The 16,619-nt window shown below is 61.7% G+C and carries 16 protein-coding genes; 6 read left to right on the top strand and 10 right to left on the bottom strand.

Features of this window, described 5'->3' with window-relative positions; translation table 11 throughout:
- Nucleotide 1: 1 nt before the first annotated feature.
- Both ACQY5P_RS13845 and ACQY5P_RS13840 read right to left on the bottom strand, forming a co-directional pair.
- A complete protein-coding gene (locus tag ACQY5P_RS13845; RefSeq protein ID WP_428407456.1) occupies nt 2-2,236 on the bottom strand; it encodes a VWA domain-containing protein in 2,235 nt (744 codons plus the stop codon).
- Nucleotides 2,237-2,311: 75 nt separating this feature from the next.
- A complete protein-coding gene (locus tag ACQY5P_RS13840) occupies nt 2,312-3,292 on the bottom strand; it encodes an ABC transporter ATP-binding protein (protein WP_428410668.1) in 981 nt (326 codons plus the stop codon).
- A 182-nt stretch (nt 3,293-3,474) separates the two neighbouring features.
- Here ACQY5P_RS13840 and ACQY5P_RS13835 point away from each other — a divergent pair, with 182 nt between their 5' ends.
- Complete coding sequence (locus ACQY5P_RS13835) at nt 3,475-3,663, top strand: zinc-finger domain-containing protein (protein ID WP_428407455.1); 189 nt, start codon at nt 3,475-3,477, stop codon at nt 3,661-3,663.
- On the opposite strand, the gene ACQY5P_RS13830 is transcribed toward ACQY5P_RS13835, so the two are convergent.
- On the bottom strand, nt 3,660-5,045 hold the full coding sequence (locus ACQY5P_RS13830; protein WP_428407454.1) for a dicarboxylate/amino acid:cation symporter: 1,386 nt from the start codon (nt 5,043-5,045) through the stop codon (nt 3,660-3,662). The genes ACQY5P_RS13835 and ACQY5P_RS13830 overlap by 4 nt on opposite strands.
- Nucleotides 5,046-5,172: 127 nt before the next feature.
- Here ACQY5P_RS13830 and ACQY5P_RS13825 point away from each other — a divergent pair, with 127 nt between their 5' ends.
- Nucleotides 5,173-5,850, top strand: a complete 678-nt coding sequence (locus ACQY5P_RS13825; protein ID WP_428407453.1) for a hypothetical protein — start codon at nt 5,173-5,175, stop codon at nt 5,848-5,850.
- Here the strand turns inward: ACQY5P_RS13825 and ACQY5P_RS13820 are convergent.
- The 5 genes from ACQY5P_RS13820 to ACQY5P_RS13800 form a co-directional block, all read right to left on the bottom strand.
- Nucleotides 5,847-7,382 (bottom strand): ABC transporter permease, encoded by a 1,536-nt coding sequence (locus tag ACQY5P_RS13820; RefSeq protein WP_428407452.1) that lies wholly within the window; start codon nt 7,380-7,382, stop codon nt 5,847-5,849. The genes ACQY5P_RS13825 and ACQY5P_RS13820 overlap by 4 nt on opposite strands.
- Nucleotides 7,379-8,338 (bottom strand): ABC transporter ATP-binding protein, encoded by a 960-nt coding sequence (locus ACQY5P_RS13815; protein WP_428407451.1) that lies wholly within the window; start codon nt 8,336-8,338, stop codon nt 7,379-7,381. The genes ACQY5P_RS13820 and ACQY5P_RS13815 overlap by 4 nt, the downstream gene beginning before the upstream one ends.
- A gap of 85 nt (nt 8,339-8,423) precedes the next feature.
- The gene (gene gloA, locus ACQY5P_RS13810; RefSeq protein WP_428407450.1) at nt 8,424-8,864 is read right to left on the bottom strand and encodes a lactoylglutathione lyase; all 441 of its coding nucleotides are present in this window, start codon (nt 8,862-8,864) and stop codon (nt 8,424-8,426) included.
- Between the two features lie 9 nt (nt 8,865-8,873).
- Nucleotides 8,874-9,416, bottom strand: a complete 543-nt coding sequence (locus ACQY5P_RS13805; protein WP_428407449.1) for a hypothetical protein — start codon at nt 9,414-9,416, stop codon at nt 8,874-8,876.
- A gap of 37 nt (nt 9,417-9,453) precedes the next feature.
- Entirely contained in the window at nt 9,454-9,972 is a 519-nt protein-coding gene (locus ACQY5P_RS13800) for a DUF2244 domain-containing protein (protein WP_428407448.1), read from the bottom strand.
- Between the two features lie 143 nt (nt 9,973-10,115).
- On the opposite strand from ACQY5P_RS13800, the gene nth reads away from it, so the two are divergent.
- Together nth and pyrF are read left to right on the top strand one after the other, a co-directional pair.
- Nucleotides 10,116-10,880, top strand: coding sequence for an endonuclease III (gene nth / locus ACQY5P_RS13795; protein ID WP_428410667.1), 765 nt, complete (start codon nt 10,116-10,118; stop codon nt 10,878-10,880).
- 151 nt (nt 10,881-11,031) lie between these two features.
- The gene (gene pyrF / locus ACQY5P_RS13790; protein ID WP_428407447.1) at nt 11,032-11,739 is read left to right on the top strand and encodes an orotidine-5'-phosphate decarboxylase; all 708 of its coding nucleotides are present in this window, start codon (nt 11,032-11,034) and stop codon (nt 11,737-11,739) included.
- 3 nt (nt 11,740-11,742) lie between these two features.
- Here pyrF and ACQY5P_RS13785 read toward each other — a convergent pair whose 3' ends face one another.
- A complete protein-coding gene (locus ACQY5P_RS13785) occupies nt 11,743-12,336 on the bottom strand; it encodes a helix-turn-helix domain-containing protein (RefSeq protein WP_428407446.1) in 594 nt (197 codons plus the stop codon).
- A gap of 205 nt (nt 12,337-12,541) precedes the next feature.
- On the opposite strand from ACQY5P_RS13785, the gene ACQY5P_RS13780 reads away from it, so the two are divergent.
- On the top strand, nt 12,542-13,036 hold the full coding sequence (locus ACQY5P_RS13780; RefSeq protein ID WP_428410666.1) for a fasciclin domain-containing protein: 495 nt from the start codon (nt 12,542-12,544) through the stop codon (nt 13,034-13,036).
- A gap of 264 nt (nt 13,037-13,300) precedes the next feature.
- Nucleotides 13,301-15,091, top strand: a complete 1,791-nt coding sequence (locus ACQY5P_RS13775) for an AMP-binding protein (RefSeq protein WP_428407445.1) — start codon at nt 13,301-13,303, stop codon at nt 15,089-15,091.
- A gap of 1 nt (nt 15,092) precedes the next feature.
- Here the strand turns inward: ACQY5P_RS13775 and ACQY5P_RS13770 are convergent, their stop codons facing one another.
- A complete protein-coding gene (locus ACQY5P_RS13770; protein ID WP_428407444.1) occupies nt 15,093-16,613 on the bottom strand; it encodes a heme biosynthesis protein HemY in 1,521 nt (506 codons plus the stop codon).
- Between the last annotated feature and the right edge of the window lie 6 nt (nt 16,614-16,619).

Below are 16,619 nucleotides of genomic sequence, written 5' to 3'. Positions count from 1 at the left end.
ACTATGGCGTTACCGTGATCGGCGCGCGCGCCAGCACTTTCTTGTTGCCGTGAATGAAGCGGAGTTCGTACCGGCCGGGCTCATTCGGGATGCGCAGATTGGCCGGGCTTCCCGCCCGCGTATAGACATAGCTTTCATATTTGAGGTCTTCCGATCCCGCTTTCGAAATAGCGATGTAGTCGCCCGATCCCGGCGGCGGTCCGGTGAATTCAATCTGGGCGACGGTCCCGGCCTTCACCGATGACGGCCCGTTCAGCGTCGCCGTCGCCGCCGTTACGGTGATGGGCTTTCGCGCCAGCACTTTTTCATTCGCCTGCACAAAGCGCAGTTCATACTGGCCCGCATCGAGGGGCATCCGGATCTCCGCCGGGCTGCCGTTCCGCGTATATTTGTAGTCGGTGTATTTGTTGCCGGGTTCGTCCGGCGCCGTGACGGTAATCCAGTCGCCGGAAGCGGGCTTCGGTCCTGTGAATTCGACGCTCACCGTTTCTCCGGCGATGGCCGTATCCTTTGCAGAGAGCGTCGCCGTCGCTGCGGTGACCGTGATTTTTTGGCGGGCGATGACTTTCGAATTGCCCTGCACGAAGCGCAATTCGTATTCGCCCGCGTCGAGCGGCATGCGCACCGTCGCTGGGCTGCCCTGCCGCGTGTAATAATAATCGTTATATTTGTTTTCGGGCGCATCCGGCGCCGTCACCGTAATCCAGTCGCCGGAACCGGCTTCGGGTCCCGAAAATTCGACCGTGATCTCTTCGCCGGACACCGCCGTCGCCGGCCCATTCAATGTCGCCGCGGCGGCCGTCACCGTGATGGGTTTTCTAGCCAGCACTTTTGAATTGCCCTGCACAAAACGCAGTTCGTAGTCGCCGGCTTCCAGCGGCATGCGCAGTTTCGCGGGACTTCCCTGTCGCGTGTAAAAATAGTCGCCATATTTGTTGTCGGCGGCGTCGGGTTTTACGACGGTGATCCAGTCGCCGGAGCCCGCGGGCGGGCCGGTGAAGGCAACGCTGATTTCCTCGCCCGCAATCGCCGTCTCCGGCGCTTCGAGCGTTGCGCTCGCCGGCGTCGCGGTGATCGGCGCCGTCGCCAGTTTGCGCAAGGGACGGCCGAGCATATAGCTCACTTCATACTCGCCGGGCTCCACCGGCATGCGAATCTCGGCGGGATTGCCCTGACGCACATAGGCGTAGGTCTTGTAGCCGTCATCGCCCTTTTCACTGATCTGGATATAGTCGCCCTGACGCTCCGGCCCGGTCCAGAAGACCTTGATGTTGGTCCCGGCCATGGCCGACCCCGCAGGTTCGACGCGCACCGTCGCTTCCACCGGGAAAGTGAGCGCGATGGTCACCGTCTTCCAGGTATTGGCGTTGATCTTGACGTTCTGCTCTTCGCCCTTGAGCCCGTCTGACGTTCGCTCAACAGCGATATCATAGGTCCCGGGTTCGATTTCAGGATCGACGATTCCGGCGCCGTCCTGCGTGAAAACCGGATCGCCGCCGCCGGCAGGCGTCACCGTCCATTTCAAGCCTTCTTCGATGACAAGGCCGCCTTCGAGTTCGGTGGCGCGCAGACGCACTTTTGTCGTCGTGACGACCTTCGGCGCGGCGGCGACGGTTTCTTCAAGCGCGCCGGTCAGTTCGCCTGCATTGCCCGCCGACACATATTTGCCGCCAGTGTTCTCCGCGATGCAGCGCAATTGCGCCTGCGCATTTTCTTCCGTGACGTCGAAACCGACCACATGCACGGTGAAATCGGCGCCCGCCGCTTCGAGCGCCGAGGCGATGCCGCAGGGATCGGGAACGCAGGTTTCGATCCCGTCGCTGACGAGAATGACCGTCGCCTTCGCTTGCGTATATTTCAGCTTCTCCGCCGCGAGCTTGATCGAATCCGCCATGGGCGTTTTGCCCTTGGGATTGAGCTTTTGCACGGCGCTCGAAATCGCCGCGCGATCCGCGCCGACGGGCGCCAGCTCTTCGATGTCGGCGCAGTCGCCGGTGCGGCGGTGACCGTAAGCGATGAGGCCGAGGCGTCGCTCCGCAGGCAGATCTTTCAACAAATCGGCGAGGACCGATTTCGCGATGGCGATCTTCGCCTCGCCCTCGATCTGGCCCCACATGGAGCCCGAGGCGTCGAGCACGAGGATAGAGTCGCCCGATCCCTCTTGGGCCGAGGCCGGCAGGGCGGCGAATAAAAATGCGATTGCGGAAATGATGGAAAGAAGTGCGCGCGCGGCCATGTTGCTCCCCTTCGCGATGGCGACGGGAGGAACCTAGCGCCAGCCGCGCTCCGGCGGAAGCGTCTAAGGAGGAGATTACCGGTTGTTATGATAGGTGAGCTCGAGGAAGACATCCTCGAGATCGGCCTCGACCGTGGAAATGTCCTTGACGGAAACGCCGGCGCCGCTGAGACGCTCAAGGATTTCAGCAACCCTCGTGTGGCTTGGCTGGTAGTTGATGGCGAGCGTGCCGTCGGGTTTGAGGTCCACCGAAAGCGGCCCGAGATCGGGCGCCGCTGAGACTTCCTCATTAGGCGTCACCATCAGCGTCTTGCGGTCGAGCGAGGAGATCAGCTTTTCCGTGGGCTCGCAGGCGACCACCTCGCCATGATTGATGATGGCGATCTCCTTGCAGAGCTCCTGCGCCTCTTCGAGATAGTGCGTGGTCAGAACAATCGTCACGCCCTGCTCATGCAACTTCAGGACATATTCCCAGAGCTGTTTTCTGAGCTCAATATCGACGCCCGCCGTCGGCTCATCGAGGATCAGGATCGGCGGCGAATGCACCATGGCCTTCGCCACGAGAAGGCGCCGCTTCATGCCGCCCGACAGCATCCGCACATAGGCGTTGGCTTTGTCCTCAAGCCCGAGCGCCGTCAAAATCTCCATGGACCGGCGCTGGGATTTCGGGACGCCGTAAAGCCCCGCCTGGATCTCCATGCCCTCAAGCGGCGTGAAGAACACTTCCATGTTGATTTCCTGGGGCACGATCCCCAGCGACGCGCGCGCCTGGCGCGGGTTGCGGTCGATGTCGAAGCCCCAGACGGAGACCTCGCCTGCTGATTTTCTCACAAGCCCCGCGAGAATATTGATGAAGGTCGACTTGCCTGCGCCGTTGGGCCCTAAAAGCCCGAAAATCGTGCCGCGCTTGACGAAGATGTCGATGCCTTTCAGCGCTTCTTTCGCCGGGGACTTGCCATTGCCGCCATAAGTCTTGCGCACCCCCTTCGCGGCGATGGCGTATTCGGCATTGGCGTTGAAATCCATGGAATGAGCGTCCGGCATCAGTTGGAGCATTTTCAAGCGAAGTGGGTCCCGGTTCGCGTTAAGAAAATGCGACAAAATAAGACTCTAACGCCGCTTATCGCGCCGCAACAGGGATGGGTCAACCGCCGGGCGCCAGGGTCACAAAGACTTGACGAAGAGGGCCGGCGGCGGCAATTCAGCAGCGAACCAGAAATCACGAGACCGACCGCCCCATGAGCGAACAGAAAACACCTGCCGTCACGCCCGATCCGGAAATCATCTATACGGACAAGCGCCGCGTTTCCTGCGATGGCGGCGGCGGCGCGCTCGGCCATCCCATTGTCTGGTATGCGCTCGACGACGGCGAAGCCGAATGCGGCTATTGCGACCGTAAGTTTATCTACAAGGGCGACGCGCACTAAGCGCTGGCGCTCTCAGGCTCCGCCTGTTGCGGCGCCGGCGCTTGGTCTGCACCGGGCGCCGGCGTTTCCGTTTCAATTCCCGACAACAATCTACAGGCGACAAGATCGCCCGTGACGTTGACGGCGGTGCGCGCCATGTCGAGGAGGCGGTCGACGCCAAGCACCAGCGCGAGGCCGTTCAGGGGAATGCCGAAACTCGTCGCCGTCGCTGAGAGCACCGCAATCGAGGCGCCAGGCGCCGCGGGCGCGCCGATAGAAGCGCCGGTGAGCGTGATCATGACAAAAGCGAGATCGCCCGGCGAGAGATGCACGCCCGCGATATTCGCGAGGAACACAATCGCCGCCGACTGATAAAGCGCCGTCCCGGCCATATTGATGGTCGCCGCCAATGGAATGACCGCGCCCGCAAGCGACGGCGCGGCGCCGAGCTTTTCCACCGCTGTCTTCATGGTGAGCGGCATCACCGCGGCAGAGCTCGACGTCGAAAACGCGAGCAGCTGCACCGGCGCGACGGCGACGAGGAAACGCCACGGCGTCATCCCGCCGAACAGCCCGACAATCGCGAGATAGAGGAGCAGCAACAGGAACAGCCCGCCGATCACCACGCCGCAGTAAACGGCGAGATCCACAAGCGTGTTGAGGCCGTTGAGCGCTGTTGTCTCCGCCATGAGGCCGAACACCGCAAGCGGGGCGAAGCGCATGGCCGTGCGAATGACCGTCATACAGACTTCGAGCACGGCGCCCGCGAGCGCGACCAGCGGTTTCGTCAATTCGCGCTTGTCGCTCGTCACCGTCGCAATGCCGATAAAAATCGAAAAAACGACAATGGCCAGCATGTCCTGATCGAGGATCGCGGCCGAGACATTCTGTGGAATGAGATTAGAGATCATGCCGGGCAATTGCCGGCCGATGGCTTCGATGGGCGACGCCGCCGCCTCGATGGTTGCGGGATCGGGTTTCAAACGCGGCGTCGGCGGCGCGTTGAGCATCACCTCGCGCCCCGCTGAGACAAGCCGGGCGAGGCCGCCGCCGATGAATGCGCCGATCATGGTGGTGACAATGACGAAAGCCGTCAGCCGCAGTCCGATGCGCTGCAGATTGGCGCCCGCGCCCGCCGCGGCGATGCCCATGACGATGGAGCTCACCACCAGCGGGATGATGACCATGCGGATGAGGGCGAGGAACAACCGGCCCGGCAGCGCGAGCCAGTCGCCGACGGTTTCCGCGACCGGACGCGAAACAAGCGCAAGATCGGGCCCGAACAAGGCGCCGACGCCCACACCCAGCGCAATGGCGATCAGAACCTGCAGCCACAGCCGCCCGCGCACAAGGACGTCGAGACTGCGGTTGAGGCGGTTATATTTAAATCGGGATCGGGGCATGGCGCTGTTTACCCTTGTCGCGCGTCGATTTCCATTGCGGCCCTCAGCCCATATTCACCGGATGGGCGTCACGCTACATTGCGCGGCGTTGCAAAAGATTGCGCTATCTCAAATGAGGAGGAGGAAGTTGAACGCCAATTTCAGCGATGCAAGCCGGAAGGTCGGCGTTGTTTCAGCCTTCGGCCTCGCCGCGTTGACATTCGCCTATGTTCTTGTCCTTGGCGCCGGTTTGCTGTCGCTGACGGATAAGAACGCGCAAATCAGCGATCCGTGGTTTTCGCTGCTTGAAATTCTCATCCTGCTCATCGCGCCCTTATTCGTGTCGCTCTTCGCAGCCCTGCATGACTGGGCGCCGCCAACAGCGAAAACACTGAGCCGCGTCGCGCTCTGCTTCGCTCTATTGCTCGCCGGCGTGACCTGCTGTGTTCATTTCACCATTCTGACGGTCAGCCGCGCCACCGTTGCCGACGAAGGCATGGGGGATCTGCTGTTCGCTTTTAAATGGCCGTCGGCCGCCTATGCGCTCGACATTCTGGCGTGGGATGTTTTCTTTCCGCTGGCCGCGCTCTTCGCCGCGCCGTTGTTTTTCGGCAGCCCCCTGCGGACTACAATCCGCTTCATCCTGATCGCCAGCGGACTTCTGGCGCTGGCGGGGCTTTCAGGCGTTGTGCTGAACGATATGCAATGGCGCAATATCGGCATTATCGGCTACGCAATTGTCTTCCCGATTGCCGCAGCGTTGATCGGGCTTGTTTTTCTGCGCAGCCCTGCTTCATCGCAGGTTAAGGACTCAGGAAACGCCTAGCCAGCGTCTTTTTTCGCCAGGCGCCAGACCTCGCGCGCTTTCGGCGGCGAGGATTGCAGTATCGCATTGCGGAAGATGCGGCCCAGAAAACGCACCAGCACAATCGCAAAGGCGAGCATCAGCGCGGTCGCGCCCACAACCTCCCACAAAGGCGGATCGGCGGCGGCGCGCATCATCACCGCATAGGGCGTGTAGATGGGGATCCAGGTGAGCAGCGAGGCGATAAAGCCGTTCGGGTTCTGAAACACCATCACCATGAAGGGGAGCGGCGCGAAGACGAGCAGCATCACCGGCCCCATATAGGACTGCGCATCCTGCAACGAATTCGATACGGCGCCGATGGCGAGAAAGATCATCGCGAAGATGGCATAGGCGCAGAAGAAATAGAAAAGATAAATGAGCAACAGCGGCGACGTGAAGAGCGACGCGAGCACGGGCCCCATCACGTCCCCGCCGCTCGACGCCAGCGTCGCCGAGCCCGCAATCCCGCCGACGAGAAAGATCGCCGGCATTGTGAGGCCCACCGCCGCGATACCGAGAAGTTTGCCCATCATCAATTGCCCCGCCGTCACCGACGACAGAAGAATTTCGACGATCTTGTTGGAGCGCTCTTCGATGGTGTTGGTGAGCAGCAAATTGCCGACGCCGAAAATGATGACCAGCAGCATATAGGTGAGCGCCGCCGGCATCAGCGTTTCGATGCGGTCGCTCATGTCGAGCTGCGCCTCCTCCGCCTCGCGGTCGGGCCGATAGGCGTTGAACGGCGCGGAAATCGCCGCCACGTCGTCGAGGGCGGCGCGCGGCAGGCCCAGAGCCTCCGCCGCCTGGCGCTTCAACGCCGCATCGAGGGCGTTGCCCACGAGATCTTCAAGTGCAGTATCGGTGAGATTGCGGCTCCAATATTGCGCCGAGGGCGCGTCCTCGTCATTCGCATTGGCGGCGCCGAAGCCTTCCGGAATCATCACCGCGGCGAAAAGCGCGGCTGAGGTTCCGTCGCCGCGCGGAATGCGCCGTTCTTCGAGAAGATAAGGGCGCAGGATTTCTTCCGCCTCTTCCAGCGAGCCGGCGCCGGCAAGCGCCGCAGGACCGGCGACCCTCTCGAATTGCGCGCGCGGAGCCGTGAAAGGCGGCGCGCCCGGGCGCAGGATCTCCGCTGCGGCGGCCTCAGCCGCGTCGTAACCGCCCGCCTCTTCGACGGCCCGGACCCGCGCATCGCTGACGCTGCCCGGTGCAAACGGTTCGGGCAGATTTTCCGCCGCGTCCGCCGGCGCATTTGCGGCGAGATAGATGTTCCATGCATTGAGCGTCGACAGCCCATGGCGGCGCGCCACCTCGCGATCGATTTCATCCGCATACTGTCCGGTCTGGTCGAAGACGACAAAGGCGCGGACCGGCTTTGTGCGCTCGGCGAGCCCCATGGCCGCCGTGAGCGCGGCAAGCCCCACGGGAAACATCACGAGGAAAATCAGAAAGCCGCGCGAGAAAACATATTGCTTGTATTCGCGCCAGGCGATGAGGAGGACCTGCTTCATTCCGCCGCCTCCGCCCGCCGTCCCTGATACGCAGCCTCCGCCTCGTCGCCGGCCAGGGCCACGAAGATGTCGTGCAGCGTCGCGCCCGCCTGTTCGAAGCGGGTCATGACGATTCCCGCCGCCATGGCCTGGCGCAGAAACCCCTGCGGGTCGGCGCTTTCTGCAAGTTCGATATCGTAGTCGTTTTCCGCGCCCGCGCTCCGCTCAAGCCGCACCGAAAGAACCCCCGGCAGGCTTTCGAACGCCGCCGCCGGCGCCGAGGAGCGCACATGGATGTGACGCCCGAACCCGGCGCGCGCTTCGGAGAGTGTTCCTTCAAAGCGCTTCTTGCCCTTCGCAATAATCAGGAAGCGGTCGCAAAGCCGTTCCGCATGCTGCATCACATGGGTCGAGAAAATAATCGTGCGGCCATTGGCGCGCTGGTCGGCGATCAGTTGCTCCAGAGTCTGCTGGTTAATGGGATCGAGGCCGGAAAACGGCTCGTCGAGAATAAGGAGCTCCGGCTCATGCGCGATGGTTGCGAGCAACTGCACCTTCTGCGCCATGCCTTTCGACAGGGCCTCGCATTTCGACCGCGCGAACTGCCCGAGACCGAATTCCTCCAGAAGATCATAGGCGCGCTTTTTCGCTTTCGCGCCGGAAAGCCCGCGCAGCCGCGCGAAATAGGCTATGGACTCAGCCGCCTTCATCTTGCGGTAAAGCCCGCGCTCTTCCGGCAGATAGCCGATGCGCCGGCGCACGGAGATGGCGGAGTTCGAGCCGAGGATGGAGACTCGGCCTTCGCTCGGCTGCACAATGTCGAGCAACATGCGGAGCGTCGTCGTTTTCCCAGCGCCGTTCGGCCCGAGAAAGCCGTAGATTTCGCCCTGCTTTACCGCAAAGGAAAGATCGTCCACCGCCGTGAATGCGCCATACCGCTTGGTGACGTTTTCAAGCTGAACGGGAAGATCCGTCATCAAAAAGCTTTCTGTCCGAGGGGGGCGCGAAGGCGGTTTGGGACCCGATTCTTGGCCGGATTGGCGTTAAGGAAGGGCTAAGCTCTTACCAGCTTCCGGTGTTTTCCATAGAGGCCCAGGGCTCTGCGGGCGCCAGGCTCTCGCCTTTTTGAAGAAGCTCGATGGAAATCCCGTCGGGAGAGCGGATGAAGGCCATGTGGCCGTCGCGCGGCGGACGGTTAATGACGACGCCTGCATCCTGAAGCTTGGCGCAAAGCGCGTAGATGTCGTCGACCTGATAGGCGAGATGGCCGAAATTGCGCCCGCCCTGATACTCCTCCGTATCCCAATTATAAGTGAGCTCCACAAGCGGCGCCTTTTTCTCTTTCGCCGCCGCTGCATCTTCGGGCGCAGCGAGAAAAACCAGCGTAAACCGCCCTTTCTCGCTTTCATAGCGGTTCACCTCAACAAGACCCAGCTTGTTGCAGTAGAAATCGAGGGAGGCGTCGAGGTCTTTGACCCGCACCATGGTGTGCAGATAGCGCATATCTTTCTCCTATTCTCTCGACCGTATGATCTCATCGCGCATATAGCCTGGTCGGCGCGAGTGAAACCGGCGCATGAAAAACCAGACGATCACCAGCCATGAGGCGATGACGCCGAAGAAATAATAAAACCCGGCGAGGTCTTTGATATAATAAAGCGCAGCCTCGGGCGGCGTGTCCTTGAACATCACGAGATGGCCGTCTTCGATGAAAACACGGTCGGCCACATCGACCGGTTCGGGCAGCAGACCGGTCGCGCTTGCCGCCCAGAGCCCGATGTTCAGGACGGCGAAGGTGACAGGCAGGGAAATGAAAAACGCCGCGACGGTGGCGAGCGCATAGCCGGGAAAGCGCGGGGCATGGACGCGGGCGTAGATTTCGCGGAATTTCTCCTCGCTCACGCCCTCCAGAAATTCCGGCTCGTTTTTCTGATATTGCGCCCATTCGATCGCGGCGCCTTCGGCGATTTCCTCCGCGATTTTCTTTTGCCATCGCCAATAAAGACCGCCCGCAAGAGCGAGCAAGGCGAACACAACGAGGAAGAAGCCGAGCATGGAAGTCCGTTCCGTCTTGGGAAATAGGCCCTTTAACCTATCGGCGAGCTTTTCCCAAGGCGGCGCTCAGCGCCTCGGCGAAGCGGCCGCGCTCGTCAGGGGAAAGAAAGGAGCCGAGGATCAAGGTCTCGCCCTTGGAAGTGACGCGCACCTGGCTTTCATGGCCCACGGGCCGCTCGATGAAGACCTTGGTCCAGAAGGGCTGGAGCCGCCAGCGCGTCTCGTGCCCGGAAGGAAGGACCCGCGCCACCCACATGTCGTCCTCGGTGACGCGCACCCGCTCGCGCAGGCGCCCCTGCCGGTAGCTCAGCTTGAAGGCCAGCCAGACCGCAAAGACGTCAAGCCCGCAAAAGCCCAGAACCGGCCAGGCGCCCTTGAGGAAGAAATAGGTCCCGAAGAAAAGATTGGAGATGACGACGATGGTCATCACCGCGGCGAAACCGGTATTGGGGAGCGACCGGTTGGGCGCGAGCACAGCATCGAAGAGGCTTTGCCCCTCGGCGATATCATCGAGCCCCGAGGCGCTGGAGGCGCGGCCCTTTTGCACGGGGGCCATGGTTTCAAAGTGACGGAGGCGCGGCATGGGGAAAAGATAGCGGTCCGCGACGGCGCCTGCAATTCACTTCCCCTGGAACTTTATTTCCGGGCGGCGCGCGTTATGGTCGCGCCAAATCTTTCATGAGACCCTTGATGCCCAAAATGACGCGCGCCCCAAAAAAGAAAGAATGGGCGCGGAAGATTTTCGAGCGCCTCGCCGAGGTCTCGCCCGAGCCGAAAACCGAGCTCTATTACAAGAACCCGTTTACGCTGGTGGTCGCTGTGGCGCTCTCCGCGCAGGCGACCGACGAGGGCGTCAACAAGGCGACGAAGACGCTCTTTGAGGTTGCAGACACGCCCGAAAAAATGGCGGCGCTCGGCGAGAAAAAACTGGGCGACTACATCAAGACCATCGGGCTGTGGCGCAACAAGGCGAAGAACGTCATCGCCCTCTCGAATAAGCTTATCGGCGAGTTCGGCGGCAAGGTGCCGGAAACGCGCGAGGAGCTCGAGACCCTGCCCGGCGTCGGGCGCAAGACCGCCAATGTGGTGATGAATGTCGCTTTCGGCCAGCCGACCATCGCCGTCGACACGCATATTTTCCGCGTCGGCAACCGCACCGGCCTCGCGCCCGGCAAGAACCCGCTGGAGGTGGAGCTGGGGCTCGAGAAAATCGTCCCTGAGGACTTTTTGCTTCACGCCCATCACTGGCTGATCCTGCATGGACGTTATATCTGCAAGGCGCGCAAGCCCGAATGCTGGCGCTGTCCCATTGTCGATCTCTGCCAGTTCAAGGACAAAGTGATGTCGCCGGAAAAGCCCAAGCCGGTGAAGAAAGCCGCACCGCCCAAGAAGAAAGCGACGAAGAAGAAACTCGCCGGCAAGCCGAAGCTAAGGGCGGTGAAGAAGAAAACGGCAGCAAAATGACCCCCACCCAAAATCGCTTTGCGATTTTGACCTCCCCTCAAGGGGGAGGTAAAGAGCCGGAGCGGAACCTCCACCTCCCCCTTGAGGGGAGGTCGAAATTTGCGCTAGCAAATTTCGGGAGGGGGACGGCCTAGCGAAAGACGTCAATTCAATGAACACAATGCCTAAAGACCGCCTGATCATCGCCCTCGACCTTCCGTCTGCGGAGGAAGCTCAGAGCGCCATCGACGCCATCGGCGATGAAGGCACGTTCTACAAAATCGGCTATCAGCTCATGCCCATTGGCGGGCTCGATCTGGCGAAACGGCTTTCGGACGAAGGCAAGAAAGTCTTTCTCGATTTCAAATTTCACGACATCGGCGCGACGGTGGAGCGCGGCGTTTCAAGCGTTGCAAAACTCGGCGGCGATTTTCTGACGGTCCATGCGGAGCCCGACGTGCTGAAGGGCGCCGTCGAGGGACGCGGCGACGACAAGCGGCTGAAAATCCTCGCTGTCACGGTGCTGACCAGCCTCAACCAGGAGAGCCTCACCAAGATGGGGATCGACACCGCCCTCCCCGATCTTGTGTTGAAGCGTGCGGAATTCGCCGCTGAAGCGGGCGCCGATGGGGTCGTCGCCTCGGCGAAGGAAGCCGCCGCCATCAAGGCGCGCTTCGGCGATGGGCTGAAAATCGTCACCCCCGGCGTGCGCCCCGCGGGCGCGGACGCCAACGACCAGAAACGGGTGGTGACGCCCGCAGACGCCATCGCCGCCGGAGCCGATCATCTGGTGGTCGGGCGGCCCATCATCGCAGCGAAAGATCCCTCGTCTGCAGCGCGCGCCATTCAACAGGAAATCGCGACGGCGGTTGACCTCTGAAACCTACTCGCCGTCAGCGGTGACGATAATCATCGCCGTGCAGCTCGACTTCCCGGCCCGGCGATAGCTGTGTGGCGCACTGCTGTCGAAATAAATGGCGTCGCCTTCATTCAGAACCTGATCTTCGCCGCCGATTTCAATAGCGAGCTGTCCCTTCATCACATAAACCAGCTCGACGCCGTCATGGCTGTGCGGTTTTGACGGCTCTGACGTTGCAGGAAATTCCGCGAGATAGCCGTTCAGCCGTCTGTCCGTAGCCGGAAAATTGAGGCTCTCGAAAGTATAGGTCTCGCCTTTCGCGTCTTGCCGTTCCGGAAACCGCATGCGCTCTTTTTTACGGGTAATCGCGATCAGCGGCCGGTCTTCATTATCGGTGAAAAAATGGTCGAGGCCGACGCCGAACACCATCGCGATGCGTAAGAGCGTGGGCAGGGTCGGAATGATCTGGCCGCGTTCGATTTTCGACAGCATGCCGACCGACAGCCCTGAATGCTCGCCGAGCTGCGCCAGCGCCATCCCTTTGTCGAGGCGCAGCACCCGCACTTTCGATCCGATGTCATAGTCTTCGAGACCTTTGGCGAGCGTTTCAGTCAGCATTAGGCTTCCCATTTTTCCGTAGACAAAAATTAGCGTGAGCTGATTTTCTTTACAAGAAAACTGATATTCACCTCACGAAAGTTTTATTATCAATAAAATATATTTTCTCTATATGAAAGCAACGAACCGCGCCGCCGGCGCCAACAGCCCCGCTCCAGCGCCCCACAGGAGCGGAAGTGCAGCAAAGGGAGAACGAGATATGAAGATGACCATCACGAAAACCATGATCGCCGCCGCAGCAGCCCTGACGGCTGCTTTCGGCGCCGCGAACGCCGATCACCACGGCAAGGCTAAAAAAGACATCGTCGACACCGCGGTGGCGGCCGGTGAATTCAACACGCTCGCCGCAGCCCTGGAGGCGGCCGGCCTTGTGGAGACTCTGAAAGGAGAAGGTCCGTTCACGGTGTTCGCGCCGACCGACGCAGCATTTGAGAAACTGCCCGAAGGCGCAGTCGAAAACCTTTTGAAGCCGGAAAACAAAGATCAGTTGATCGCCGTCCTTACCTATCATGTCGTCCCGGGCAAAGTGATGTCGAAAGACATCGCCGGCCAGACGCTTGAAGTTGCAACCGTCCAAGGTTCGACAATTACCGTTGACGCGACTGACGGCGTCAAAGTCGACAACGCCTCCGTCACAACAGCCGACATCAAAGCATCCAACGGCGTCATCCACGTCATTGACGCCGTCGTGATGCCGTAAGCAAGACGCGTGATTTTTTGAGCCCCCCCGGGCGCTTTCTCTCTCCCCGCACACCAAAGCGCCCCACTCGCCGCCGCCATGTCCTTCCCTTGGCGGCGGCTTTTTTGCGCCGGCCACGATCATTTTGCACCGCAGCGGATGCGCCGGCGCGTCCGAAATCCCGCCTTAGCGCTCTGCTTTTTCTGGAATTTCAGCCTCGCCTCGCCTAAATTAGGAGTAGGGAAACGGACAGGGACATTTCGGGGCGGAAGGCGGACTAAGGATATGGTTGATCCGGTCAGACGCATCGAGCGCCGGTCGCGGCGCGCGATCTTTCAAGCTTATCTCAGCAATGCGCGGCGCGACAAGGCGGACAAGGCCGTCATCACCGATGGCGACGGCCGCAAGCTGACGCATAAGGAAATCACGCAAGGCTCCTTTGCGCTCGGCGGCGCGCTGGCGCGGCTGACAACGAAGAACGAACGGGTCGGCGTCCTGCTCCCCACCAGCGCCGGGGCGATCATCGCCCTCTTCGCCCTCCTCTCGCGCGGACGTGTTCCGGCCATGTTCAACTTCACGGCCGGCTCGAAAAACCTCCTCGCCGCCTGCAAAGCCGCAGAGGTGACAAAGATCGTCTCCTCGAAAAAATTCGTGGAGCTCGGCGGTCTTGAAAAGCTCATGGAAGAGCTCTCCGCGGCGGTCGAGATCATCTATCTCGAAGACGTCCGCGAGCAGATCAAACCCCGCGACAAGGCGCTGGCGCTTCTCGGCCCGGTCTTTCCGACGGTTCTCGCTGCGACGCCGAACCCGGAAGAGCCGGGCGTCATCCTTTTCACGTCCGGCACTGAAGGCGCGCCCAAGGGCGTCGTCCTTTCCCACCGCAACATCATCGCCAATATCGAGCAGATTTCCGCACATGTCGAACTTCTGCCCACGGACATTTTCTTCAATCCGCTGCCGACGTTCCATTGCTACGGGCTGACTGCCGGCGCCTTGTGGCCGATCCTCAACGGCTATCCGGTGGTGTTTCACCCCTCGCCGTTGCAGACCAAGATCATCCCGAAGCGGATTTTCGAAACCGGATCGACGGTGCTCTTCGCCACCGACACGTTTCTCTCGCAATATATGCGCGCAAGCCCCGATGGCGGCATGTCGTCACTCAGGATCGCCGTCTGCGGCGCAGAGCGCGTGCGCGACGAGACCCGCCAGGCGGCGGAAAAACGCTTCGGTTTCGAGGTGCTGGAAGGCTATGGCGTCACCGAAGCCTCGCCCGTCCTGGCCGCCAACCAGCCCGGCGACATCCGCTCCGGCACGGTGGGCAAACTCCTCCCCGCCGTCGAGACCCGGCTCGAACCTGTGGACGGTCTCGAGGGCGCAGGACGTTTGTTCGTGCGCGGACCGAATGTGATGAAGGGGTATCTCTCGCCCGACAATCCCGGCGTCGTGACGCCTCTCGCTGACGGCTGGCATGACACCGGCGACATCGTCTCCATCGACGAGAACGGCTATATGGCGATCCGCGGGCGCCTGAAGCGGTTCGCGAAAATCGGCGGCGAGATGGTCTCGCTCGCCGTCGTCGAAAACTGCGCCTCGGCCGTCTGGCCCGACAATCTTCACGCCGCGGCGATCATGCCCGATCCGAAGAAAGGCGAGCAGGTGATCCTCGTCACCGACCGCGCCGACGCGCCGCGCGGGCTTCTGCTCGCTTGGGCGCAAAGCCACGGCGTGCCGGAAATCGCCGTGCCGAAGAAGATCGTCACGGTCGACGAAATCCCCGTCCTCGGCACCGGCAAGATCGACTACCTCAAAGTCAAAACCCTCGCCGAAGAGGCAATGCTTGCGGCGGAAGCGGCGAAGGAAGCCGAAGCCGCGCCCATGACCGCCTTCGACAAAAAGGAACTCAAGAAACGCGAGGCGGCGGAAAAGGCCGAAAAGAAACGTCTCGAAAAGGAGGCGAAGGCCGCGGAGAAAGCCGCCGCGAGAGCGGCGAAAGAAGCGGACGCGCCTGACGAGGAAGCGCGAGCCCACACCGCCGCAAATGACGAAACCGGCGAGCGCAAGGACGCCGCGGAGTAGTTTACGAAACCCCGCGCGCCGCATTGGCCGCACGTTCGGCCTCTTCATCGTCATGGACGTGATCGTCTTCTTCGCCCGACGATGATGCATCGGCGCTATGGTCTGGCGAAGCTTTCGACGCATCCTCGGCTGGAGTTTCGGACGCTGACGTTTCTGAATCTTCCTCGATCTCGTCGAGAGACTCCTCGACAACGGGCGGCGCGAGCAGAAGCCGAACTTCCTCGGTCGAAACGCCCGCCGTCGCCTCTTCTATCGGCGGCGGGGAAAGCCGCGCGTAGTCCATATATTCGCGGATGAGCCGCGCCCAGCCTTCGCGCGTGAGATGAAAAGTCCCGTCGGCGCCGGGGCGCGGATCGCGCGGCGCGGCGGCCGCATGTTCGTACCAGATTTGCGCCGCCGCCTCGCCTTTAAGGCCCGCCGCCGCTTTCGCCATCAGGGAAAAAGCCGCCGGCGTCGCCGTCTTCGTGACATGGGCTTCGAGCGCGTCCACTGCGCCCTGCCAGTCCTCGGCCAGCGTCGCGGCCCGCGCCTTTAACAAGACCGCCTCGTCCGACGCCGGGTTTTTCTCGGCAAGCTTTTTCAGCTTGTGGGCGCGTTTTTCCGGCGTTTCATCCTTGTAAAGACGATCGTAAAGCTTGATCAGCGCCGGGTGAGCGCTCGCGGTGAAGCCGGCTTCGAGGAGCTTCGCCGCCTTGGATGTTTTGCCTTCGTCGATGGCGATGCGCGCGGCGAGCACCGAGGCCGGGGTGAAATCCGGCGCCAGTTTCAAGGCCGCTTCCGCCTCGCTCATGGCCGTCGCCTGATCCGCCGCCGCATAGGCGTCAGCGGTGAGCAAGGCGGCGCGGGCGCGGTTGGCGCGCGCATCGTCGATCACCTTGTTCTTTTGTGCGCCAATCACCGCTTCGCGCGTTTCGTTCCAGGCGCCGCGTTCGAGCCCCAGATCGAACACCGACTGGAAAGCCCAGGCGGCATTGGGCCGCAGGCGAAAAGCGCGTTCCGCGTAAGACTTCGCGGCCGCCGTATCGCCCGAGGTCATCGCCTGCGCATAGAGGCCCTTCAGGCCGATGAATTCCGTTTCGGGCGCGGCGAGCATCGCCGAATAGCTTTCTTTCGCCGTCGCCATGTCGCCGGAAAGCTGCGCCGCCTGCGCCGTCAACAGCCGCGTCAGCGCCACATCGTCGAGATTGCGCCGCGCAACCCGCGCATGGTGGGCCGCATCCTCGCCGTCGCCGGCGGCGGCGGCCTCGAGCCCCCGCGTCAGCGCCGCGATGCCGCGCTCGCGCCGCGTCGCTGCGTCCTTCGCCTTGATCTTCGCCGGGATCGCAAGGATATCCTTGACCTTGTGGGTGAGATAGATCGCAGCGACGAAGAGGACAATCAGCCCGCCGATGATGAGGCCTGATGGGCCATCGAAACGATACCCGAACGCTTCGCCGGTGATGCGGCTGTCAAAGCTTGCAAAAACCGTAATCGCAAAAGCGAAAAAGACGATCCCCAGAAGAAACATCAGGATACGGATCATAAACGT

Origin of the sequence: Hyphococcus sp., assembly GCF_965267305.1 — a bacterium.
In the GTDB taxonomy this organism is placed as follows: domain Bacteria; phylum Pseudomonadota; class Alphaproteobacteria; order Caulobacterales; family Parvularculaceae; genus Hyphococcus.
The sequence above is the reverse complement of the archived record's forward strand: the minus strand, read 5'-3'. Positions and strand labels throughout refer to the sequence as shown.